Below are 22,930 nucleotides of genomic sequence, written 5' to 3' on the forward strand. Positions count from 1 at the left end.
ATGACCGATGCAACCCGGGCCCCCGAGCCCACGGACGCTTCCGACGGCGGTGCGGGCGCAGCCGACTCCGTCGGCGGTGCGGTGCACGCCGACCGCAAGATCGCCCGACCGGACGAGCAGTCCGAGCCGGCGATGGACACCCATCCCACCGACGACGAGGCACGCATCGCGGGCGTGGTCGTGCAGACCCGCGCCGATGTGGGCGACAAGAGCCAGGAGCGCATCGCCGACGTGCTGCGCCAGCGGTTCGCCGACGTCGGTCTCGACCTCGGTGACGACCGCATCCGCGCCCTCGCGGCGGAGGTCGCCGGCGCCTGACACGCTCGCTCGGATGCCCCGCACTCCCTCACGGAGGCGGGGCATCCGCATGTGCGGGGGTCGCTGCGAGCCGATGTCGGAGGTCCGACGTACCGTGTGAGCATGCGGATCCTCCACACTTCCGACTGGCACATCGGGCGCTCCTTCCACGGGTTCTCGACGCTCGACGCGTTGAGCGGGGTGCTCGAGGCGCTCGTCGCCCAGGTGCGCGAGAATCAGGTCGACGTGGTCATCGTCGCGGGCGACGTGTTCGACTCGGCCGCCCCCTCGGCGGCGTGCTATCCGCTGCTGTCGCAGACGCTGGCCGCTCTCGCCGACGAGGGCGCGCGCGTCGTGGTCACCAGCGGCAACCACGATTCGGCCGCACGACTCGGGTTCCAGTCCGCCCTGCTGCGCTCCGAGATCGCGGTGGTCACCGACCCCTTATCGGTGGGCACCCCCGTCTCGATCGACGACGAGCACGGACCGGTCCACTTCTACGGCATCCCCTACCTCGAGCCGGCCATCGTGCGTCATCTCTGGGAGGGGGTCGAGCTGCGCAGCCAGGCGCAGACCATGCAGCACGCGCTCGACCTCGTCCGCTCCGACCTCGCTCGGCGAGGGGGGCGCTCGGTGGTCGCGGCGCACTGCTTCGCCGCCGGTGTCGACGCCACCCCGGGGGTCGAGCGCGAGATCCGTCAGGGTGGACTCGACGTGGTCCCGCTCCCGGCGTTCGACGGACCCGACTATGTCGCGCTCGGGCACATCCACGGCCGCCAGCAGCTGTCCGAGCGCGTGCGGTACGCGGGGGCGCCCCTGCACTACAGCTTCTCCGAAGAGGGCAAGCCCCGGGGGTCGTGGCTCGTCGACCTCGACGCCACGGGGCTGGCGTCGGTGCGCTGGATCGACCTGCCCGTCCCGCGCCCTCTCGTCACCCTCCGCGGGTCGCTCGACGACCTGCTCGTCGATCCCCGTTTCGACGGACACGACGAGCACTGGGTGCGCGCCGAGTACACCGACGCGACACCCCAACCCGATCCCATGCGCCGTCTCCAGGCGCGCTTCCCCTGGTGCGCGACGGTGGTGCACCAGCCTGCCGGTGTCCGCGCCGATGACGGCGTCGCCTACAGCGCGCGCGTGCGCGCCGCCCGCGACGACGGCGAGATCATCGAGGCCTTCCTCGCGCACGTCAGAGAAGGAGAGGGAGCATCCGACGCCGAGCGCGAGCTGATCCGCGACGTCCTCGACTCCCGCTCGGTGGCGGAGGCCGCGAAATGAAGCTCCACCGGCTCGAACTCGAGGGCTTCGGCCCGTTCCTCGAGACACAGGAGGTCGACTTCGACGCGTTCGCGGCCGACGGCATCTTCCTGATCACGGGGCGTACCGGTGCCGGCAAGTCGAGCATCCTCGACGGCGTCTGTTACGCGCTCTACGGCGGCGTCCCCCGCTACGACGGCGGGGAGCGCCGGCTGCGCAGCGACCACTGCGAACCCGACGACCCCACGCGCGTGACGTTGGAGTTCAGCGCCGAAGGCGACCGCTGGCGTCTGACGCGATCGCCCGAGTTCGAGCGGCCGAAGCGCCGCGGCGGCGGCACCACCCGAGAACCCCACCGGGCGGTGCTCGAGGTACTGGCGTCCGAGGGATGGACGGGCGTCGCCGCGCGACCGGTCGACGTCGCCGCCCGCCTCGACGAGATCCTGGGGCTGACCCAGCAGCAGTTCCTGCAGGTCATCCTGCTCGCGCAGAACCGCTTCGCGCGCTTCCTGCTGGCGAAGAACGACGAACGCCTCAGCCTGTTGCGCACGCTCTTCGGCACGCGCACCTTCGAGCAGTACGCGGCCGAGGTCGACGACCGCCGCAAGCGGGCTGCCGAGCGCCTCGCGAACGAGGGGGTCGAGGTCGCCACTCTCCTCGATGAGGCCGAACGGCTCGCAGCGGACCTCGATGAGGCCGCGGTGACCGAGGGCGACTCCGCACCCACCGCTGTCGAGGGCCTCGCCGGTCTCGGCGTCACCGAGCGGCTCTCCCGCCTCGTCCGCGCCGTCGAGCGCGCCGACTACCGGGTCGACACCCTCGCCCGTGAGCGCGACGAGAGCGATCAGCGCCTCGACAGCGCGCTCACCGCGGAGCGCGCCGCGACGGCCCTGCACGATCGCCAGGTCGAGAGACTGCGGATGAGAGATCGTCTCGCCGCGCTCGACGAGGTCGCCGCCGCTGTCGATCGCGCCCGTCGGGAGGCGGCGGAGGCAGCCGAGGCCGAGGCCCTGGGCGCGCCGCTGGACGCCGCGGCGTCCGCGCAATCGACCGCCGAAGCCGCTCGGGTGCGAGCCGCCGCCGCGATCGAGGTCGTCCGCTCGATCGGCGAAGAGCCGGCGGACGACGACGATGACGCTCTCCGCGCCCGCGACGACGCGCTCACCGGTCTGCTCTCCCGCGCCGAAGAGGCCCGCGCGGCGGAGGTCGAGCTGGAACGGCTCGAGGCCGAACGCGCCGCGTCCGCGGCGCGCGTCGTCACCCTTGAAGCGGAGCATTCCACCCTGGTCGACGGCCGCGCCGAGGTGCCCGAGGTGCTTCGCGACCTCGACGAGCGACTCGGTCGGCTCGAGGGTGCGGCGGCGCGTCGAGAAGCCGCCCTCGCGACCCGCGACGACACCCGCCGGCGTCTCGAGGCGGCGCGGCAGGCCGACCGTCTGCTCAACGAACGCGAGCACGCCGACCTCACCTCGCTGGTCCGCGCCGATGAGCTGCAGCAGGCCGTCGAAGCGTGGACGACCCTGCTGCGCGCGCGCCTCGCCGGCGCGGCGGCGGAGCTCGCCCATGAGTTGGTCGACGGGCGACCCTGCGCGGTGTGCGGTTCGACCGAGCACCCCCGTCCCGCGGTCGGCGACGGCGAGCCCGTCACCGACGACCAGATCGCGGCGGCAGAAGACCGCAAGAACACCGCGGCGGCCGCCGATCGCCTCGCCGCCGACGCCGCGCGCATCGCGCGCGACGAGCACGCCCTGGCCTCAGCTCGCGCCGGGGGTGACGACGTGCAGACGCTTTCCGCGCGACTCGACGACGCAGAGGCGGCGCTGGCCGCAGCCGAGGCGGATGTCGTCGAGAGAGATGTCGTGCAGACCGAGCGCCGCCGCTGCGCCGACCTCGATCGCGAGATCGCGGCACGCATCGAGACCCTCGTGGCTGAGCTCGCAACGGTGCGTCAAGAGGCGGCCCTCCTCGCCCACCGCGTCGACGTCGTGAGCGCCGCCGTGGGCGAGGCCCGCGGAGAGTTCGCCTCGGTCTCCGCGCGTCGAGACGACCTGCGCGCGCGTCGCGCCGCCGTCCGCGAGCTCCGCGATGCCCGCGCTCAGCTCCGTGCGGCCGACGACGCGGCCCGCGTCGCAGACGAGGCCCTCGACCGACTCGTCGGCGCGAGCCCGTTCGCCGACGTCGACGCCGTCACCGCCGCCCGGCGCACCCCCGCCGAGCGACAGCGCCTCGACGCCACCGTCGCCGAGCACGATGCCGCGGTGACCGCCGCGAAGCAACGTCTGCTCGAGCTCGAGCTCGAACTGGTCGACGACGCAGACGAGCCGGTCGATCCGGCACCGTTCGCCGCCGCCGTGTCCGAGGCGCGGGCGCGCCTGCAGACCGCCGCAGCCGGTCACGCGACCGCGCAAGCGCTGGCTGATCGCCTGCGTGGGATCGCCCATCGAGCCGACGAGGCGCAGGGCCACATCGCGGCGCTCTCCGACGAGCACGCCGTGGTGGCGCGACTGGCGGACACCATGGCCGGTCGGGCGCCCAACACGCGCCGGATGACCCTCGAGACCTTCGTGCTCGCCGCCGAACTCGAAGAGATCGTGGCCGCGGCCAACCTGCGCCTCGAGCATATGTCGGCGGGCCGATACCGTCTGCAGCACACCGACGCCCTCGCGGCGCGCGGCGCGGCCAGCGGCCTCGGCATCGAGGTGATGGACGCCTTCACCGGCCAGTTCCGACCCCCGCAGTCGTTGTCGGGCGGCGAGACCTTCCTCACCTCCCTCGCCCTCGCTCTCGGCCTCGCCGAGGTCGTCACAGCCCGTGCGGGCGGCATCCGCCTCGACACGCTCTTCATCGACGAGGGCTTCGGCTCCCTCGACGACGACACGCTCGAGCTCGCGATGCGCACCCTCGACGAACTCCGCCAGGGCGGACGCACCGTGGGGATCATCAGCCACGTCGCGTCGATGAAAGATCAGCTCCCCGCCCAGCTGCACGTCGCCGCGACCCCGCGCGGGCAGAGCGTCATCCGGCAGGGGGCCGTGGCGCCGACCGGGTGAGCGAGGTGGTGACGCGGCCGACTACGCTGAAAACATGCGCAAGAGCACCATCTGGACCATCGTCGGCGTCGTCGTGGCCGTCATCATCGCGTGGGTCCTGGTGAACATCCTCTTCTCGCTCCTCGCCTTCGTGTTCCGGCTCGTGGCCGTGGCCGTCGTCGCGGTGATCGTGTTCTTCGTGCTGCGGGCGGTGTTCGCGCGTCGCGACGTCGACTGAGCGCGGGCGCCGGGGCCGGTCCCCTCGTGTCTCCCGGTAGCGGCGCTCGCGTCGGATGCAAGCCCGAACCCGGTGCGGGAGGTCGGGAGTAGCGTCGGCATCGATGTCTCAACCGCCTGCACCCACGGACTCCGCCCACCCCCCGACACGCGACATCGTCCTGTCGCCGCGGCATCGGTGGCGGGCGTACTGGGTGGCCGTGGCGGTGGCCGCTCTCACGATCCTCGACCTGACGAAGGTCAACGTCGCGCTGCCCTCCATCGAGGCGGCGCTGAACGCCGGGCCGACCGAGCTGCAGCTCGTCGTGTCGGGGTACATCCTGACGTTCGGCCTCGTGCTGGTCCCCGCCGGTCGGCTCGGCGACCTGCGCTCGCGCCGCATGCTCTTCCTGGTGGGGCTGTCGCTCTTCCTCGTCACGAGCCTCGCGTGCGCGCTGGCGCCGAATACGACGGTGCTGCTGGTCGCGCGCCTGTTGCAGGGGGTGGCGGCCGGCATTCAGATGCCGCAGGTGCTGGGGCTCGTGCAGCAGCTGTTCCAGGGCAAAGAGCGCGGTCGCGCCTTCGGCTTGTTCGGAGCCACGATCGGAATCGCCACCGCGTTCGGTCCCACCCTCGGCGGCCTGCTGATCGCCCTGGGCGGCGACACCGACGGCTGGCGCCTGATCTTCTGGATCAACATCCCCCTCGTGGCGATCGTGATCGCCCTCGCGGCGTGGCTGCTCCCCGACACCCGGACGAAGTCGCATCGTCGGCTCGATCTCGACCCGGTCGGGGTGGTGCTGTTCGCTCTGACGATCCTCGCCCTCATGTGGCCGTTCCTGTTCACCACCGGCAGCCCCGACGATGACCCGAACCGGTGGTGGTTCCTCGTGGCATCCGTCGTGTTCGCCGCGGCGTTCGTGTTCTGGGAGCGCCGGTACGCCGAGCGGGGCCACATGCCGCTCATGCCGTTCTCGATCTTCTCGCTGTCGTCGTACCGCAACGGCGTGCTGATCTCGACGGCCTACTTCTCCGCCGTGCCCGCGATGTTCCTGCTCGGCACCCTGTTCCTCCAGGGCGGACTCGGGCTCGCTCCGGTCTTCGCCGGAATGGTGACCATCGGTTTCGCGGTGGCCTCGGCCGGCAGCTCGTGGATCGGCGGCAATCTCGTCACCCGATTCGGACGCCCCCTGGTGGTCTGGGGCATCCTCGGCATGGTCGTCACCGCGGGCGCCCTCGTGCTTGTCGCGCTCTTCACGGCACCCGAGTGGACGCCGTGGGCGATGGCCGCGGTCATGGCCTTCGGCGGGTTCGCCGGCGGTCTCGTCATCTCGCCGAACCAGACGCTCACGCTGGCCGAGATCCCGGTCAAGAGCGGCGGCGTCGCGGGCTCGGTCGGACAGCTGGGGCAGCGCATCGGAACCGCGGTCGGAACCGCGATCGCCCTCGCGTTGTTCTACGCCACGGTCTACCGCGAGCAGGGGAGCGTCGACGATCAGGCCGTGCTGTACCACGACGCCTACGCGTCGGGGATGATCACGGTCGGCGTCTTCCTGGGCCTCGCACTCATCGTGGGCGTCGCCGATCTCGCCGGCCGCGCCCGCTCGGGTTCGCAGACGCCGTTCGGCAGCGACGACTAGACGCCGTAGCGGGTGCGGAACTCCGCGCGCAGCTCGTGGCTGCAGCGCTCGACGACGTCGTCCCACAGCTCGGTGGCGCCGTCCTGGGCACGGTCCGACACGGCGCGGAGAACCTGGACCGGCACCTCGAACTGCTGCGCGACCCAGATCAGGGCGTAGGTCTCCATGTCGACCAGGCTGGCGCCGAGACCGCGGATGAGGCGCACGGACTCCGCGTCGTCGACGAAGTGGTCACCGGTCGCGATGACCACGCCCTCGACCCCGGTGTCCACACGGGTGGGCAGCGAGACGTGCTCGCCGAACGTCCCGTCGAGGCCCTTCACATCGTGCTGGATCGCTCCCGCGATGTCGTAGATACCGCCCTCGACCTCGTCGTCGATGGCTCCGGCGGTGCCCACCACGATGATCTCGTCGTACTCCCCGGTCGTGAGAGCCCGCGTGAGGGCGTAGGCCGCCGGGATCTTGCCGACTCCCGTGAGCAGACGCTCGAAACCGGGGATGTCGTCTTCGAAGGCGACGAGTTCTGAGGCATGGGCGGCGACGAGAAGCTTCACCCTGCCATTGTCCCCGATCGGTGAAGCGCTCACCGACCTCCGGGACCGGAACCGGCCGAGCCCCTCGAGCGGGGCTCGGCCGGGTCGATGTCAGCCCTGAGCGGGCGCGGAAGCCTCCGACAGACGGGCCACCTCGTCGGCGGTCAACTCCAGGGACGTGCTCGCGAGAAGGTCGGCGACCTGCTCGACCTTCGAGGCGCTGGCGATGGGGGCGGCGACCGTGGGCTGCGCGCGCAGCCAGGCGAGTGCCGTCGAGGCGATCGAGGCGCCGTGCGCGTCACCGACCTCCTCGAGTGCGTCGATGAGGGCGAGACCCGCGGGGGTGGCGAGCTTCGCCGCCCCTTCGGCGCGCGGCGACGACCCGGCGGCATCCGACGACCGGTACTTGCCGGTCAGGAAGCCGCTCGCCAGGGCGTAGTAGGGCACGAGCGACATCCCGTACTGCTCGGCGACGGGCACGATCTCGCTCTCGACCTGCGTGCGGTGCACGAGGTTGTAGTGCGGCTGGATCGCCACGGGCAGATCGGCCCCGGCCGCCTCGGCCAGCGAGATCCACTCGCGGATGCGCTCGGCGGTGTAGTTCGACACGGCGACGTACCGCACGAGGCCGTCGGTGACGAGGTCGGCGAAGGCGGCCACCGTCTCTTCGAGCGGTGTCTCGGCGTCGTCGAAGTGGGCGTAGTAGAGGTCGATCGCGTCGACACCGAGGCGCTTCAGCGATGCCTCGGCCGCGGCGCGCACGTTCGATGCCGACAGGCCGCGGAACTCCGGGTGCTGGCTGACCTTGGTGGCCACGACGACGTTCTCGGGCTTGCGTGAGGCGAGCCACTCGCCGATGAGCGTCTCGCTCTCGCCTCCGGAGTTGCCGGGGACCCAGGCGCTGTACGCGTCGGCGGTGTCGATGAAATCGCCTCCGCCCGCGTGGAAGGCGTCGAGCACCGCGAACGAGGTGTCGCGATCGGCGGTCCAGCCGAAGACGTTGCCCCCGAGCGAGAGGGGGAGGATGTCGAGGTCGCTGCGTCCAATGCGGGTCATGATGCCCTTTCCGTCGAGGTTCGCTGACCCTGTGGTCAACGGTGACGCTCGGCGTGCATTCCCGCAACGCGCCGCGAGCGGCACAGAACGCGCGGTCAGTTGCCGCCCGAGAGGATACCGATGAGGCCGCTGATCAACAGCCACAGGCCCACGCCCGCGCCGGCGATCCAGATGACGACCGTTCCCGGGGGGTACTTCTTCTTGCCGTCGCCGCTGCCGCCGTCGGGGGCGCTCACGAGCGCACCATCATGATGATCGAGACGATGAGCACGGCGAGACCTCCGAGGACGGCGATGGTGGCGATGACGGGTCCGCCGCCGGCGAAGAACGCGGCGACGCCGAGAGCAACGAACAGCACGCCGAGCACGAGCCCGGCCACCTGGTACACGCGATAGCGCCGGCCTTCACCCGACGTCACCTTCTGTTCGCTCACGATTCCCCCTTCTGCTCAGGCTACCGAAAAGCGACTGTCCCCCCGATTCCGTCTCCGGGGAACGCCCCGCAACGGCCCCGCGCGGCGTAGCGTGGGCCTATGTCGCGCCCCGCTCCCGACCCCGTCCGCCCCGGCCAGGAATCCGTGTGGGACTACCCCCGCCCGCCCCGGGTGGAGCGGGTCGACAAACGCGTGCAGATCGACTTCGGCGGCACCCGCATCGTCGACACCGACGACGTGGTGCGCGTGCTCGAGACGAGTCACCCTCCGGTGTACTACCTGCCCATCTCGGCCTTCGGTGGTGCGCTCACGCTGGGCGAGGGAGCGTCGTTCTGCGAGTTCAAGGGCGGCGCGCGGTACTTCGACGTCCACGGCGGTGGGGGAGCGGTCGCTCCGCGTGCGGCCTGGAACTACCCGCACCCCATGCCGGGCTACGAGGCGCTCGAAGACCGCGTGGCACTGTACGCCGGCCCGATGGATCGCGTCGTGCTCGCGGGCGAGACGGTCGAGCCCCAGCCGGGCGGGTTCTACGGCGGGTGGGTGACCGCCGACCTCGCGGGTCCGTTCAAGGGCGTCCCGGGCTCCATGGGCTGGTGACCCCGCTCCCTCTTGGGGAGAAGGGACACCGGATGCCACGCCTCAGGCGCGGTCGAAAGCCCCCGGCACCGCCGCGTGCAACTCGGCGATCCACGCGCGGGCGTTGCCGTCCGACGGTGCGCGCCAGTCTCCGCGCGGTGACAGCGACCCGGCGGGGGAGACCTTCGGACCGTTGGGGATCGCCGAGCGCTTGAACTGCGCGAACCCGAAGAACCGCTGCAGGAACACCTCGAGCCACTTCGCCACGGTGTCGAGGTCGTACGACGGACGCTCGCCCTCGGGATAGCCGGCGGGCCAGGACCCGGCATCCGGATCGCCCCAGGCGTGCGCCGCGAGGAACGCGATCTTCGACGGCCGGAAGCCGTACCGCATGACGTGGTAGAGCGAGAAGTCGTGCAGGTTGTACGGGCCGATGCGGTCTTCGGTCGACTGCATGCGGCCGTCTTGGCCGGCCGGCACGAGCTCGGGGCTGATCTCGGTGTCGAGCACGTCTTGCAGCACGTCGACGGTCGCGTCGCTCAGCTCGCCGGCCGAGATGACCCACCGGATGACGTGCTGGATCAGCGTTTTGGGGACGCCGGGGTTGACCGAGTAGTGGCTCATCTGGTCGCCCACGCCGTAGGTGGACCAGCCGAGCGCGATCTCGGACAGGTCGCCCGTTCCGATGACGATCCCGCCCTTCATGTTGGCGAGGCGGAAGAGGTAGTCGGTGCGCAGACCCGCCTGCACGTTCTCGAACGTGACGTCGTGCACGGGCTCGCCGGCCGCGAACGGGTGCCCCATGCGCGAGAGCATCTCGGATGCCGCGGGGCGGATGTCGATCTCTTCGATCGTCGCGCCCACGGCCTCGGCGAGGGCGATCGCGTTGCCCTTGGTCTTCGCGCTCGTGGCGAAGCCGGGGAGCGTGTAGGCGAGGATGTCGCTGCGGGGGCGGCCCATGCGGTCCATGGCCCGCGCGATCACCAGCAGCGCATGCGTGGAGTCGAGCCCGCCGCTGACGCCGAGCACCGGCTTCGGCGAGCCGATCGCCTGCAGGCGCTGCACGAGGCCCGACACCTGGATGTTGAACGCCTCGTAGCAGTCCTGCGCCAACCGGGCGGGGTCGTCGGGGACGAACGGGAAGCGGTCGAGCGCGCGCCGCAGGCCGAGGTCACCCGCGGGCGGGGCGAGCTCGAACGTCACGGTCCGGAAGTGCGGGTCGACCGTGCGGCGATTGTCGTCGAAGGTGCCCTGACGCAGGCGGTCCTGCCGCAACCGATCGAGGTCGACATCGGCGACGCTGCGGCGCGGACCGTCGGGGAAGCGCTCGGTGGTGGCGAGCAGCCGCCCGCCCTCGTAGATCATCGTCTGCCCGTCCCACGAGACGTCGTTCGTCGACTCGCCCTGGCCGGCGGCGGCGTACACGTAGGCGGCGAGGCAGCGCATCGACTGGGACTGCGACAGGATCGACCGATCGTCGGCGCGACCGATCGTGATGGGGCTGCCCGAGAGGTTGGCGAGCACGGTGGCTCCGGCGAGGGCCGCGCTCGACGACGGGGGGATCGGCACCCACACGTCTTCGCACACCTCGGCGTGCACGGTCAGACCGGGGACGTCGGTGGCGGCGAAGAGCAGGTCGGGACCGAACGGGACCGTCTCGCCGGCGACGCGGATCTCGCCCCCCGCCTGGTCGTCGCCGCGGGCGTACCAGCGGTGCTCGTAGAACTCCCGGTACGTCGGCAGGTACGACTTGGGGGCGACGCCCAGCACGCGGCCCCGGTGCACGACCACGGCGCAGTTGAACAGGCGATTGCCGTGCCGCAGGGGAGCGCCGACCAGCAGGACGGGAAGCAGATCGGCGGATGCCGCGACGAGACGCTCCAGCGCCGTCTCGACCGCGTCGAGCAGGGGATCCTGCATGACGAGGTCATCGATCGCGTAGCCGCTCAGGCACAGCTCGGGGAACACCGCGACCGCGACGCCGTCCGCGTCGCACTCCCGCGCGGCGCTCAGCACGGCATCGGCGTTCGTCGCGGGGTCGGCGACGGCGACGGGGATCGTGCACGCCGCCACGCGCGCGAATCCGTGACGGTAGACGCTCTCGAACGGCAGATCGGTGATCACCGCTCCAGTCTGGCAGGAGCCTCCGACACCGTGGCCACCCTTGGCGATCGGACCCCGGCTGTGGACGGGCGACGACCGATGTCGGTGGTCCCGATTAGCGTTGACGACCATGCGGTACATCGAGCAAGACGCGCGGATCGTCTGGAGCGCCAGCGACCTCAAGGCGGCGGCGGAGTGCGAGTTCGCGTGGCTGCGCGCCATCGACGCGAAGATCGGCCGCATCGCCCCGGTCGACGACCCCGAAGACGCGACCCTCGAGCGCGCCGCGCGGCTCGGCACCGCGCACGAGCAGCGGGTGCTCGAGGAGTACCGCCGGCGTCTCGGCGACGCGGTGCGCGAGATCCCGGCGGCCCGCTCGTCCGATGCCGAGGCGCTCGCCGAGGCCGTCCGCCTCACCGACGCCGCGCTGGCGGACCCGAGCGCCGAGGTCGTCTACCAGGCGGCGTTCGCGACCGACGAGTTCGTGGGCTTCGCCGACTTCCTCGTGCGCGAGCCCGCCGACGGGTCCGGCGCGCCGCGCCGGTGGCTCGTGCAAGACACCAAGCTCGCCCGCCGGGCGCGGGTGACCGCGCTCATGCAGCTCGCGGCCTACGTCGATCAGCTCGACCGCCTGGGCGTCGCGCGCGCCGACGAGGTGCAGCTCCTGCTCGGCGACGGCACGACCAGCACGCACCGCGTCGACGACCTTCTGCCGGTGTTCGCGCTGAGGCGCGCGCGCCTGCACGCCCTCATCGCCGACCGTCGCGTCGAGCTCGGCCTCGCGGGCCCGGTCATCGCGTGGGGAGACCCGCGCGGAGACCTCGACGTCATCGCGTGTGGCCGCTGCGCCACCTGCGAGCTCGAGGTCGTCGCCCATCGCGACCTGCTCGTGGTCGCCGGCATGCGGCCGGTGCAGCGCGATCGCCTGCGCGCGGGCGGCATCCGCACCATCGACGACCTCGCCGCGGCCACCGAGCCGCCGACGGCGATGAGCGGCGACACGTTCGCCTCGTTGCGGACGCAGGCGCGACTGCAGCTCACCAGCCCCGCCGGCGTCCCCGGTGACCCCGCAGCGACGGACACCGCCGACAGCGCCCCCGCGGTGCCGACGTTCGAGGTGGTGGCGCCGAAGTCCCTCGGCGTGCTGCCGCGTCCCGACCACGGCGACCTGTTCTTCGATTTCGAGGGCGACCCGCTGTACACCGAGGGCGCGGGCGTGCAGTGGGGCATCGACTACCTGTTCGGGTGGGTCGACACACGAGAGGTCTACGGCGAGCTGTGGGCCCACACCTTCGACGAGGAGCGCCTCGCCCTCGAGCGGTTCCTCGACATGGTGGCCCTGCGTCGGCAGCAGTACCCCGACATGCACATCTACCACTACGCGCCCTACGAGCCCACGCACCTGCTGACCATGGCGGCGCGCTACGGCGTGCGCGAGGCCGATGTCGACCGGCTGCTGCGCGACGGCGTCTTCGTCGACCTCTACCCGGTCGTGCGGCGCGCCCTGCGCGTCGGATCGCGCTCGTATTCGATCAAGAAGCTCGAGCCGCTCTACATGGGCGACGAGGTGCGCACGAGCGACGTGCAGCGCGGCGACGACTCGATCGTGAAGTACGTCGAGGCGCGGGCCCTCGCGGCAGACGGCGACGCCGCCGGCGCGCAGCGCGTGCTCGACGACCTCGCCGACTACAACCGCTACGACTGCGTCTCGACGCGCCGCCTGCGCGACTGGCTGGTCGACCGGGCGCGCGAGGCGGGCGCCGTCCCCGCCCGGGGAGCAGAGCCCGACGAGCAGACGTACGAACCCTCTCCGCGGGCGACCGCTCTGCAGCGCTGGGCCGCGAGCGCGGCCGAGACCGACGAACACTCCGCCGACGCCCAGGCGCTCCGCCTCGCGGCGGCCGCGATCGACTACTACCCGCGTGAAGAGAAGACCTACTGGGCCACCCACTTCCTGCGTCTGCGCGAGCCGGTGTCGGTGTGGGAAGAGACGCGCGACGTGGTCGTGGTCGACGCGTCGCGCTCACGGGTCGTCGCCGACTGGCACTTCCCCGAGTCGGGGCGCGGATCGGAGCGCCGCCTCGTCGAGCTGCGCGGAGACGTCGCCCCGGGCACCCGCCTGAGCGTCGACTCCGACCCCTTCGCGGTCTACGACCTCCCGGCGCCGTTCCCCCTCGACACCCGCCCGCGGTGGATCCACGGTGCGCGGCGCGTGACGGTGCGCGAGGTGCTCGATGACGGGGCCATCGTCGAAGAGACCGCCGCAGACGGCGTGACGTGGGACGATCTCCCCCTCGCGCTGACGCCACCGGCGCCGCCGCGCGCGGGGAACCAGCAGAAGGCGATCGACGCGTGGGCCGACGAGGTGCTCGCCGCTCTCCCTCGCATCCCCGACGGTCCGGCGGCCGACATCCTCCGCCGCATTCCGCCGCGCACGCGGTCGGGCAGTCTCGCTCCCGTCACGGCCGTGGACGGCGGCGACGGAGACGATGAAGTCGCTGCCATCGCGCGGAGCGTCGCCGACCTCGACCACAGCTACCTCGCGGTGCAGGGCCCTCCCGGTACCGGCAAGACCTACGTGGGGTCGCACGTCATCGCCCGCCTCGTCGCGGAGCGCGGCTACCGCATCGGCGTCGTGGCGCAATCGCACGCGACCATCGAGCACATGCTCGACCAGGTGATCGTCGCCGGCGTCCCCGCGTCGCGCGTCGGGAAGGCCCCCAAAGACCCGACCGCGCCTCACGCGTTCACGGTGCTGCCGAAGAACGGGGTTTCGGCGTTCACCGCGGAGAACGCCGAAACCGGCTTCGTCGTCGGTGGCACCGCGTGGGACTTCAGCCACGAGACGCGCATCCCGCGCGGCAGCCTCGACCTGCTCGTCATCGACGAGGCGGGGCAGTTCTCGCTCGCCTCGACCATCGCGGTCTCTCTCGCCGCGCAGCGACTGCTTCTGCTCGGCGATCCCCAGCAGCTGCCGCAGGTGAGTCAGGGCACCCACCCCGAGCCGGTGGACACGTCCGCCCTCGGCTGGATCATCGACGGCGCCGAGGTCGTGCCCGCCGAGCTCGGCTACTTCCTCGCCCGCACCCGTCGCATGCACCCGGCCGTCGCCGGACCGGTCTCGCGCTTGTCGTACGAGGGTCGCCTCGAGGCGCACCCCTCGACAGCTCTTCGTCATCTCGAAGGTGTCGAGCCGGGCGTGCACGTCGTGCCCGTTCGCCATCGCGGAAACTCGACCTTCTCGTCCGAGGAGGCGGCCGAGGTCGCGCGCATCGTGGGCGGGCTCGTCGGCCGTGTCTGGACGGGCGCTGAAGGCGGACCCGGAGACACCGCGACGGTGCACGAGCCGCGTCCCCTGCGCACCGACGACATCATCGTGATCACGCCCTACAACGCCCAGCAGGTCGCGGTCGAAGAAGCCCTCCTGGCCGCGGGACTCGCCGACGTACCGGTCGGCACCGTCGACCGGTTCCAGGGCAAGGAGGCCGTCGTCGCCATCCTCACGTTGGCGGCGTCGTCGGGGCGCGAGGCCCCGCGCGGACTCGAGTTCCTGCTTCTGCGCAACCGCATCAACGTCGCGGTCTCGCGCGCGATGCAGGCGGCGTACGTCGTCTACTCGCCCGCGTTGCTCGACGATCTCCCGCGCACCCCCGAGGGCGTCGCGCGCCTCAGCGCGTTCGCGCGTCTCGTGGCCGAGGCCGACTGACCGGCGACGCCGCGATCAGGGCGCACCGGGCAGGCCCGGCGCGCCTGAACCTCAGGCGGTGCCGTAGAGGCGGTCGCCGGCGTCACCGAGACCGGGCACGATGTAGCCCTTCTCGTTGAGGCGCTCGTCGACGGCGCCCAGCACGAGGGTGACGTCGTGGCCCTCGACCTGCTTCTCGATCGCCGCGACACCCTCGGGAGCGCCGAGCAGGCAGATCGCGGTCACGTCCTGCGCGCCGCGTGCGAAGAGGAATTTGATGGCCGCGCCGAGCGAGCCGCCGGTGGCGAGCATCGGGTCGAGCACGAAGCACTGGCGGTCGCTGAGGTCGTCGGGCAGGCGCTCGGCGTACGTCGTCGGCTCGAAGGTCTCTTCGTCGCGCACCATGCCGAGGAATCCGACCTCGGCCGTGGGGAGCAGCTTGACCATGCCCTCGAGCATGCCGAGTCCGGCGCGCAGGATCGGGACGACGATCGGGCGGGGCTCGCTGATCTTCACGCCCATGGTCGTGGTGACAGGGGTCTGGATCTCGATCGGGTCGACGCGGACGTTGCGGGTGGCTTCGTACGCGAGGAGCGTCACGAGCTCTTCGGTGAGCTGACGGAACACCGGCGACGACGTCTGCACGTCACGCAGCACCGTCAGCTTGTGGGTGATGAGCGGGTGGTCGGCGACGTGGACACGCATAGGCTCAAGGCTAACCTCTTCACCCGCGCGGCTCAGCCCCCGTTCTTGGAGCTTCTGTGATCTCGACCGCCCGCGACCTCGACGCGATGCGTCGGGCTCTCGCGCTCGCCGACGCCGCCGCGAGCGACGACGACGTGCCGGTGGGGGCGGTGGTGCTGGATGCCGCGGGCGAGGTCATCGGCGAAGGGCGCAACCTCCGCGAGGCCACGCACGATCCCACGGCGCACGCCGAGGTGGTGGCGCTGCGGCAGGCGGCGACGCGCCTCGGATCGTGGCACCTTGCCGGCTGCACGCTCGTCGTCACCCTCGAGCCGTGCGTGATGTGCGCGGGCGCGATCCTGCAGGCGCGCGTCCCGCGCGTGGTGTTCGGGGCGTGGGATGCCAAGGCGGGAGCCGCCGGGTCGATGTACGACCTTCTGCGCGACCGGCGTCTGCCGCACCGCGTCGAGGTGGTCGGCGGTGTCCACGAGGAGCACGCCACCGCTCAGCTCCAGGCCTTCTTCCGCGGCCGTCGCGGCTCGGACGACGCGGCCTCGTCAGCGCGGTAGCAGCGGCAGCAGCTCCGCGCCCACGAGGTCGGCGTGCTCGACGTCGCGCAGGTCGAGCAGCTGGAAGTACACGCGCGACGCACCCAGAGCCCGCAGGCGCTCGACCTTCTCGGCGATCTGCGCGGGGGAGCCGATGAGGTTGGCACCGTTGTCGAACTGCGCGCGCGTCTGTCCGATCGCGGCGACGCGGCGCTCGATCTCGGTGTCGTCGGCGCCCACGATCGTGGGCAGGGCCACCGAGAGCTGGAGGGTCTCGGGGTCGCGCCCGATGCTCTCGCACGCCTGCCGCACCACGCGGAACTTCTCCGCCACCACGTCTTCGGCGACGAAGCCGATGTTGAACTCGGTCGCGTACCGCGCGGCCAACGCGGGGGTGCGCTTGGGGCCGCCGCCGCCGACGATGACCGGCACGCGCGACTGCACGGGCTTCGGCAACGCCGGCGCCCGGTCGAGCCGGTAGTGCTCGCCGTCGAAGCTGAAGGTCTCGGCATCCGGGGTCTGCCAGAGCCCCGTCACGACCTGCAGCTGTTCTTCGAGCAGATCGAAGCGCTTGGGCGGGAACGGGATGCCGTAGGCCTCGTGCTCGCGCTCGAACCATCCGGTACCGAGGCCCAGCTCGGCGCGACCGCCCGACATGGTGTCGACCTGTGCGACCTGGATCGCGAGGATCGAGGGAACCCGGTACGTCACCGACGACACGAGGGTGCCGAGGCGGATGCGCGAGGTCTCGCGGGCGAGGCCGGCGAGCGTCGTCCACGCGTCGGTGGGGCCGGGACGGGGGTCGCCCTCTCCCATGCGCAGGTAGTGGTCGGAGCGGAAGAACCCGTCGAGGCCGTGGCGCTCCGCGGACTGCGCGAAGGCCAGCTGGTCGTCGTACGAGAAGCCCTGCTGGGGCTCGGTGAACAGGCAGTATTCCACGGTCAGCTCCAGGGGGCGGTGTGGGGCGGGGCGGGGGAGAGGTCAGTCGGCGGAGCGCAGGATGATCGCCTCGGTCGGCGGTGCGGGGTCGGCGGGCCGGCCGACGTAGCCGATGTGCGTCAGCAGCGCGCGACGGAACTGCGCGGGACGCTCGAGGTGCACCGAATGACCGGCCCCCTCGATCTCGACCTCGGTGACCTCGCCGCCCTTCTCCTGATACGCCGCGAGCACGTCGCGCGTCTGCGAGACCATCGGCTGCGCCGGGGCGACCTCCGCCCCGGGCCAGCCCGGTACGACGCCGAGGGCGCCGAGGTGGTTGAGGTCGTAGAACGATTCGTCGGACACGATGGCATCCGCCGTCCCGTGGATCCACAGGATCGGGGGCTTGGGCGAGAGATCGACGATGCCCGAGACGTCGAAGTACTTCGGCACCAAGCTGTTGAGTACCCCGGTGGTCCCCGGGGCGAAGCCGGGCCACGTCGCGGTCGGGACCGAGTCGCCCGGGTAGTTGCCGCCCGCGGTCGAGGTGGTCAGCATCGACTCGACCCACACGTCTTCGTGCTCGCTCTCGTAGCCGGGCGCGACGTAGCCCGCCCGGAAGACCGACCGGGGCGAGGTGGGGGCGTCGGCGGTGGTGTCGTGGTCGATCAGACGCTGGATGAAGTCGGCGTTGGCCGCGCCCGCGCCGGTCCCGGCGTCTTCGTCGTTCAGGCGTGAGCCGTCACGACGGGTGCCGCCGAAGCCGTAGGGCGACACGGGGGCCTGCAGGGTCAGCGAGCGCACCGGGTGGTCGAGGGCGTACTGCATCACGACCCCGCCTCCCATCGACCAGCCGACGAGGTGCGCCTCGGGGATGTCGAGGGCCTGCAGCGTGGCGAACAGGTCGTCGCTGAAGTCGCGCACGCCGCGGGTGGCGTCGAGGGGCGTGTGTTCGGTGCGTCCGAACCCGCGCAGGTCGACGGCGAGCACGCGCAGGTCGCTCGGCAGGTCCTGCATGATCTCCTGCCAGAACAGCGACGACGAGACGTTGCCGTGGACGAACACGACCGTGTGATCGGGCGTCGTCGCCGGGTCGTCGCCCGTGCGCTCGAGCACGTTGACACCCAGCCGGTCGGTCTCGACCAGGCGCGCGCTGATGCCGTCGAAGAGAGTCATCCAGGGTCCTCCGTATCGCTCGCCGGTGCCGCGGTACACCGCTTCCCGACTCTAACGCGCGACCCCTGTGGTCGCACCCGGCGTGCCCCGCGTCGCGAGGGGTCTTCGTAGAATGGGCGCATGACGGATGCCACCCTCTCGCTGCCCCCGATCGCGATCCTCGGAGCCGGGTCCATGGGCGGGGCGATCCTGCACGGCCTCGTCGCGTCGGGACTTGCGGAGGGCGGCGTGACGGCCACCAATCGCTCGATCGCGAAGGCCGCAGAGCTCGCCGACCTCGAGGGCGTGACCAGCGTCGCCCTCGAAGCGCGTCCGACCGGCAACACCGAGGCCGCGGCATCCGCCGACATCGTCCTGGTCGGGGTGAAGCCCGCGATGGTGCCCGATCTGCTCGATGAGATCGCCCCGCACCTGCGGCCGGGCGCCGTCGTGGTGAGCCTGGCGGCCGGTGTGACACTCGACACGTTCGCGCGCCACCTCGGCACGGACGTCGCCGTCATCCGCTCGATGCCGAACACCCCGTCGCTCGTGGGCAAGGGCGTCACGGGCCTCGCGGCGGGAGCCTCGGCGTCGGCCGACGACGTCGCGGTCGTGCGGGCCCTGTTCGAGACCGTCGGAGCGGTCGTCGAGGTGCCCGAGTCGCAGATCGACGCGCTGTCCACCATCTCGGGGTCGGGCCCCGCCTACGTCTTCCTGCTCGCCGAGCAGTTCACCGCGTCGGCCGAACGGATGGGCTTCGACCACGACCAGGCCCGCCTGCTCGCGGAGCAGACCTTCATCGGCGCCGCCGCCCTCATGGCGGCCTCCGACGACGAGCCGGCCGAGCTGCGCCGTCGCGTCACGAGCCCGAAGGGCACGACCGAACGCGCCGTCGCGGTGCTGCAGGACGCCGACCTCGCCTCGACTTTCACCACCGCCGCCGAGGCCGCCCTGGCCCGCGCGAAGGAACTGGCCGCGGGGAGCTGACCGTGCGCCTGCGGTTCACCGGAACGATCTGGTATTGGCGCGGTCCGGCGCCGTACCACTTCGTCTCGGTGCCGCCGGCCGAGGCCGCGATGATCGCCGAAGTCGCGTCCCTCGTCACCTACGGCTGGGGCATGATCCCGGCATCCGTCACCATCGGCGGCACGACCGTGACCACCTCGCTCTGGCCGAAGGACGGCGGGTACGTCGTTCCGATCAAGAAGGCGCTGCAGGATGCCGAGGGGCTCGGCGTCGACGACGAGGTCGACCTCGCGCTCGACATCGACGCCTGAGCCCGAGGCGGCGGCGACGGGTGGGGACGCTCAGCGGTCGAGCGACGCGAAGCGCTCGATGTCGCTGTTCGTCCCCGACACGATGATGAGGTCGTGGTTGGTCACCACGGTGTTGGCCTCCGCGTAGCGGAACGGGCGGCCCGGGCTCTTCACTCCGACCACCGTGACGTTGTACTTCGAGCGGACGCCCGACTCGTTCAGGCCCACCCCGCGCACGAGTTTGGGCGGGTACATCTTGGCCAGCACGAAGTCGTCGTCGAAGCGGATGAAGTCGAGCATGCGGCCGCTGACGAGGTGCGCGACGCGCTCTCCGGCCTCGGCCTCGGGGTAGATCACGTGGTTCGCGCCGACGCGGGCGAGGATCTTGCCGTGCGACTGCGACACCGCCTTCGCCCAGATCTGCGGGACCTTGAGGTCGACGAGGTTGGCGGTGATCAGCACGGACGCCTCGATGAGCGAACCGACCGCGACCACGGCGACCTGGAAGTCCTGGGCGCCGATCTGGCGCAGGGCGTCGATGTTGCGCGCGTCGGCTTGGACGGCGTGGGTGACGCGCTCCGACCACTTCTGCACGAGCTCGAGGTTGCCGTCGACGGCGAGCACCTCGCGGTCGAGCCGGTCGAGTTCACCCGCGCACGCGGCGCCGAAGCGCCCGAGGCCGATCACGAGGACGGGGGCGTCACTGCGGATGCGTTCAACCAACGATGGGCCTTTCCACGGGGAGCGCGTACAGCTGCGACCGGGACGAAGCAGCCACGGCCGCGGCGAGTGTCACTGTACCAATGCGCCCCATGAACATCGTGGCCGCCATCACGTAGACCCCGGGGTCGGGGAGCTCGGCGGTGAGTCCCGTCGACAGGCCCACGGTGGCGAAGCCCGAGACGACGTCGAAGAGTACGTACTCGATGGGGGCGTCGGTGATGCGGCTGATGGTGACGGTCGAGACGGCGACGATCGTCGCCCCCCACGCGACGACCGACAGCGCCACGCGCTGGACGTCGCTGGGGATGCGGCGCCCGAACGCCTGCACCGAGGGGCGCCCCTTCGCCTCGGAGAAGACGGCGAGGGCCAGGACGGCGAGGGTGGTGACCTTGATGCCGCCGGCGGTGGACGCCGATCCGCCGCCCACGAACATGAGCATCGACCCGACGATCAGGGTGGCGCCGTTGAGGTCGCCGATGTTGATCACGCTGAATCCGCCCGAGCGCGTCATGGCCGAGAGGAAGAACGCCTGGAACGTCGTGTCCCACGCATCCATGCTGCCGAATGTGAGCGGGTTGTCGTATTCCAGCAGGAGTATGACGCCCGCTCCGGCGAAGAACAGGATGACCGTCGTGATGATCGTGAGCTTGGCGTGCAGAGACCACAGACGGAAGCGCCAGTAGTGCCGCCAGAGCGTGAAGATGACGGGGAAGCCGATCGAGCCGAGGAAGACGCCCGCCATCAGCACGGTGAGCAGGTAGTAGTCCTGCGCGAACGGCGTGAGCCCGTCGGCGTTGGGGATGAAGCCCGTATTCGTGAAGGCCATCGCCGCGTAATAGGGCGCTTCCCACAGCGCGACGAGGGGGTTGATGCCGCCGATGATCAGCGACGGGTAGATCAGCACCGTCAGCACGGCCTCGATCACCAGCGTCGACAGGGCGACGGTGCGCAGCAGTTGTCCGACCTCGCCGAGACGAACGGTCTGACCCTCGTTCACCGGTCCGCCGTGCGCGCGCAGAGGGTTGCTGTCGCCCGCGGCGATCAGTTTGGCGCGCAGTCCCAGTCGCTTCGAGATCACCAGGCCGAGGATCGACGCGAGGGTCAGCACGCCGAGCGCTCCGACGTTGACGCCGATGTAGGTGATGGCCCGACCGAGGGGGGAGAAGTCGGAGTACATGTTCAGCGTCGACAGGCCGGTGACGCAGATCGTCGACACCGCGGTGAACAGCGCGTCGGCGAACGCGATGCGCTGACCGGTGGCGGATGCCGCGGGAAGCGAGAACAGCGCGGTGAACAGAGCGATCAGTGTCACGAACACCAGGACCGCGAATCGCGCGGGGGATGCCGTCGTCAGATTGCGCAGACGATCCCATGCCTCGTAGGCGATGCGACGCATCCGCGTCGACAGTCGAACCTCGTTCGGCGTCGCCGCCATGCGCCGCTCCCTCCGGTGTCCGAACCCGAATCATGGTACTCCGGCCGGGGCGCCGCTAATCTGATGCCATGGCGGACATCTTCGACGTGATCGCTGACGGAACGCGTCGCGACATCCTTCAGTTGCTTCTCGACCGGGCGACCGGCGGTGAGCGGGGCACGAGCGTCTCGCAGATCGTGGCATCGCTGGGGGTCAGCCAGCCGACAGTCTCGAAGCACCTCAAGGTGCTGCGCGAGGCGGAGCTGGTGTCGGTGCGCGAAGAGGGCCAGCACCGCTATTACAGCCTGGCCGTCGCTCCACTCGATGAAGTGGACGACTGGCTCGTGCCCTTCTTCTCCATCGACGAAGAGAACGAACCGGCTCTTCCGGAGTCGGCGATGCACGCCGCCGAAGTGGTGGGCCGGGCCGCGGCGTCGGTCAAGCACTCGTTCTCGACGGCGCTGCGCAAACTCCCGGGCAGATGATCGCTCCGGATGCCGGCTCCCGGCGTCCCACGTTGCACTTTCGTCACAGCGTGCCCATAGGTTTACAGCCCTTGCACGCAGACCCTAGAGTGTGGGTCAGCATCAGGAGGGTGAGTTCACCCGGAATATGAGGTGAACGATGGCCGAGCTGCCCGACGTGCGGTTTCTGACGGTCGCTGAGGTGGCCGATCTCATGCGCGTGTCGAAGATGACGGTCTATCGCCTCGTCCACGCCGGAGAACTGCCCGCTGTGCGCTTCGGACGCAGCTATCGCGTGCCCGAGTCGGCGGTCGTGGAGGCTGTGCAACGACCGGTGTCCGACGTCGGCTAGACTGATCCGAGGCTTTTTTCCAAACGCCTAGTGTTCCCGGGCGCCGACATCGGCACCCAGACCCCGACTTAGTGAGGTTTTCCGTGGGTTCTGTCATCAAGAAGCGCCGTAAGCGCATGGCGAAGAAGAAGCACCGCAAGCTGCTTCGCAAGACTCGTCACCAGCGCCGCAACAAGAAGTAAGCGGCCACCACACCGAGCGCCTGTCCGAAGCGACGGGCGCTTCGTGTATCCGCCGTGCCCGTTCGTTCTCTTTCGGAGGAAGCCATGCAGTCCATCTCCGTCCACGATCTGCACGCGGGGCGCGAGCGTCCCCTCATCGACGTGCGCGAGGAGCACGAGTTCGCGGCGGGCCACGTGCCCGGTGCCGTGAACCTGCCGATGTCGACGATCGGCGAACACCTCGACGAACTGCCGGGCGAGCCGTTCGACGTGATCTGCCAGGCGGGCGGGCGCTCGGCGCGCGTCGTCGAGGCCCTCACGGCGCGCGGCCACGACGCCACCAACGTCGAGGGCGGCACGGGCGATTGGATCGCGGCGGGCTACGACGTCGAGTCCTGACGTCGTGGGCTCCGCCCCGGCCCGCATGCGC

At 71.0% G+C, this 22,930-nt stretch carries 24 protein-coding genes; 14 read left to right on the forward strand and 10 right to left on the reverse strand.

Annotated features, from left to right (window positions below):
• The 5 genes from FS769_RS08440 to FS769_RS08460 all read left to right on the forward strand — a co-directional run bounded on the left by FS769_RS08440 (position 1) and on the right by FS769_RS08460 (position 6,439).
• Positions 1-318 (forward strand): hypothetical protein, encoded by a 318-nt coding sequence (locus FS769_RS08440; protein ID WP_144832342.1) that lies wholly within the window; start codon positions 1-3, stop codon positions 316-318.
• 102 nt (positions 319-420) lie between these two features.
• Positions 421-1,575 (forward strand): exonuclease SbcCD subunit D, encoded by a 1,155-nt coding sequence (locus FS769_RS08445; protein WP_144832344.1) that lies wholly within the window; start codon positions 421-423, stop codon positions 1,573-1,575.
• The gene (locus tag FS769_RS08450) at positions 1,572-4,604 is read left to right on the forward strand and encodes an AAA family ATPase (protein ID WP_144832347.1); all 3,033 of its coding nucleotides are present in this window, start codon (positions 1,572-1,574) and stop codon (positions 4,602-4,604) included. The genes FS769_RS08445 and FS769_RS08450 overlap by 4 nt, the downstream gene beginning before the upstream one ends.
• A 34-nt stretch (positions 4,605-4,638) precedes the next feature.
• Complete coding sequence (locus FS769_RS08455; RefSeq protein ID WP_144832350.1) at positions 4,639-4,821, forward strand: hypothetical protein; 183 nt, start codon at positions 4,639-4,641, stop codon at positions 4,819-4,821.
• A gap of 103 nt (positions 4,822-4,924) precedes the next feature.
• Positions 4,925-6,439, forward strand: coding sequence for an MFS transporter (locus FS769_RS08460; RefSeq protein WP_230705019.1), 1,515 nt, complete (start codon positions 4,925-4,927; stop codon positions 6,437-6,439).
• On the opposite strand, the gene FS769_RS08465 is transcribed toward FS769_RS08460, so the two are convergent.
• The 4 genes from FS769_RS08465 to FS769_RS08475 all read right to left on the reverse strand — a co-directional run bounded on the left by FS769_RS08465 (position 6,436) and on the right by FS769_RS08475 (position 8,461).
• Positions 6,436-6,993, reverse strand: a complete 558-nt coding sequence (locus FS769_RS08465; RefSeq protein ID WP_144832353.1) for a nucleoside phosphorylase — start codon at positions 6,991-6,993, stop codon at positions 6,436-6,438. The two genes, FS769_RS08460 and FS769_RS08465, sit on opposite strands and share 4 nt — an antisense overlap.
• Positions 6,994-7,083: 90 nt before the next feature.
• The gene (locus FS769_RS08470) at positions 7,084-8,028 is read right to left on the reverse strand and encodes an aldo/keto reductase (protein WP_144832356.1); all 945 of its coding nucleotides are present in this window, start codon (positions 8,026-8,028) and stop codon (positions 7,084-7,086) included.
• Between the two features lie 95 nt (positions 8,029-8,123).
• Entirely contained in the window at positions 8,124-8,264 is a 141-nt protein-coding gene (locus tag FS769_RS16825; protein WP_186325483.1) for a hypothetical protein, read from the reverse strand.
• Positions 8,261-8,461, reverse strand: a complete 201-nt coding sequence (locus FS769_RS08475; RefSeq protein WP_144832360.1) for a hypothetical protein — start codon at positions 8,459-8,461, stop codon at positions 8,261-8,263. Before FS769_RS08475 ends, FS769_RS16825 begins: the two co-directional genes overlap by 4 nt.
• 99 nt (positions 8,462-8,560) lie before the next feature.
• Here FS769_RS08475 and FS769_RS08480 point away from each other — a divergent pair, with 99 nt between their 5' ends.
• Positions 8,561-9,058, forward strand: a complete 498-nt coding sequence (locus tag FS769_RS08480) for a DUF427 domain-containing protein (protein ID WP_144832363.1) — start codon at positions 8,561-8,563, stop codon at positions 9,056-9,058.
• Between the two features lie 42 nt (positions 9,059-9,100).
• Here the strand turns inward: FS769_RS08480 and FS769_RS08485 are convergent, their stop codons facing one another.
• Entirely contained in the window at positions 9,101-11,161 is a 2,061-nt protein-coding gene (locus FS769_RS08485) for an NAD(+) synthase (protein ID WP_144832366.1), read from the reverse strand.
• A 109-nt stretch (positions 11,162-11,270) separates the two neighbouring features.
• Here FS769_RS08485 and FS769_RS08490 point away from each other — a divergent pair, with 109 nt between their 5' ends.
• Complete coding sequence (locus tag FS769_RS08490; protein ID WP_144832369.1) at positions 11,271-14,846, forward strand: bifunctional RecB family nuclease/DEAD/DEAH box helicase; 3,576 nt, start codon at positions 11,271-11,273, stop codon at positions 14,844-14,846.
• A 51-nt stretch (positions 14,847-14,897) separates the two neighbouring features.
• Here the strand turns inward: FS769_RS08490 and upp are convergent, their stop codons facing one another.
• The gene (upp, locus tag FS769_RS08495) at positions 14,898-15,530 is read right to left on the reverse strand and encodes a uracil phosphoribosyltransferase (protein WP_076677423.1); all 633 of its coding nucleotides are present in this window, start codon (positions 15,528-15,530) and stop codon (positions 14,898-14,900) included.
• An 86-nt stretch (positions 15,531-15,616) separates the two neighbouring features.
• Between upp and tadA the strand changes: the two genes are divergently transcribed.
• Positions 15,617-16,078 (forward strand): tRNA adenosine(34) deaminase TadA, encoded by a 462-nt coding sequence (tadA, locus tag FS769_RS08500; RefSeq protein ID WP_144833104.1) that lies wholly within the window; start codon positions 15,617-15,619, stop codon positions 16,076-16,078.
• Here tadA and FS769_RS08505 read toward each other — a convergent pair.
• Positions 16,067-16,996 carry an LLM class F420-dependent oxidoreductase gene (locus FS769_RS08505; RefSeq protein ID WP_144832372.1) on the reverse strand — a complete coding sequence of 310 codons (930 nt, stop codon included), beginning with the start codon at positions 16,994-16,996 and terminating at the stop codon, positions 16,067-16,069. The two genes, tadA and FS769_RS08505, sit on opposite strands and share 12 nt — an antisense overlap.
• 42 nt (positions 16,997-17,038) lie before the next feature.
• Entirely contained in the window at positions 17,039-18,151 is a 1,113-nt protein-coding gene (locus FS769_RS08510) for an alpha/beta fold hydrolase (RefSeq protein WP_144832375.1), read from the reverse strand.
• 120 nt (positions 18,152-18,271) lie between these two features.
• Here FS769_RS08510 and proC point away from each other — a divergent pair, with 120 nt between their 5' ends.
• Both proC and FS769_RS08520 read left to right on the forward strand, forming a co-directional pair.
• Positions 18,272-19,117 (forward strand): pyrroline-5-carboxylate reductase, encoded by an 846-nt coding sequence (gene proC, locus FS769_RS08515; RefSeq protein WP_144832378.1) that lies wholly within the window; start codon positions 18,272-18,274, stop codon positions 19,115-19,117.
• Positions 19,118-19,119: 2 nt separating this feature from the next.
• Entirely contained in the window at positions 19,120-19,407 is a 288-nt protein-coding gene (locus FS769_RS08520; RefSeq protein ID WP_144832381.1) for a DUF1905 domain-containing protein, read from the forward strand.
• Between the two features lie 30 nt (positions 19,408-19,437).
• Here FS769_RS08520 and FS769_RS08525 read toward each other — a convergent pair whose 3' ends face one another.
• Positions 19,438-20,109 (reverse strand): TrkA family potassium uptake protein, encoded by a 672-nt coding sequence (locus tag FS769_RS08525; RefSeq protein ID WP_056224009.1) that lies wholly within the window; start codon positions 20,107-20,109, stop codon positions 19,438-19,440.
• Complete coding sequence (locus tag FS769_RS08530; protein ID WP_230705185.1) at positions 20,102-21,505, reverse strand: TrkH family potassium uptake protein; 1,404 nt, start codon at positions 21,503-21,505, stop codon at positions 20,102-20,104. The genes FS769_RS08525 and FS769_RS08530 overlap by 8 nt, the downstream gene beginning before the upstream one ends.
• Positions 21,506-21,612: 107 nt before the next feature.
• On the opposite strand from FS769_RS08530, the gene FS769_RS08535 reads away from it, so the two are divergent.
• The 4 genes from FS769_RS08535 to FS769_RS08550 all read left to right on the forward strand — a co-directional run bounded on the left by FS769_RS08535 (position 21,613) and on the right by FS769_RS08550 (position 22,899).
• Positions 21,613-22,008, forward strand: a complete 396-nt coding sequence (locus FS769_RS08535; protein ID WP_144832387.1) for a helix-turn-helix transcriptional regulator — start codon at positions 21,613-21,615, stop codon at positions 22,006-22,008.
• Positions 22,009-22,147: 139 nt separating this feature from the next.
• Positions 22,148-22,339, forward strand: coding sequence for a helix-turn-helix domain-containing protein (locus FS769_RS08540; protein WP_144832390.1), 192 nt, complete (start codon positions 22,148-22,150; stop codon positions 22,337-22,339).
• 83 nt (positions 22,340-22,422) lie between these two features.
• Positions 22,423-22,521 carry a 30S ribosomal protein bS22 gene (locus tag FS769_RS08545; protein ID WP_003792170.1) on the forward strand — a complete coding sequence of 33 codons (99 nt, stop codon included), beginning with the start codon at positions 22,423-22,425 and terminating at the stop codon, positions 22,519-22,521.
• Positions 22,522-22,605: 84 nt separating this feature from the next.
• Positions 22,606-22,899, forward strand: coding sequence for a rhodanese-like domain-containing protein (locus tag FS769_RS08550; protein WP_144832394.1), 294 nt, complete (start codon positions 22,606-22,608; stop codon positions 22,897-22,899).
• The last annotated feature ends 31 nt before the right edge of the window (positions 22,900-22,930 follow it).

It is taken from the genome of Microbacterium sp. BH-3-3-3, from assembly GCF_007679045.1.
In the GTDB taxonomy this organism is placed as follows: Bacteria; Actinomycetota; Actinomycetes; order Actinomycetales; family Microbacteriaceae; genus Microbacterium; species Microbacterium algihabitans.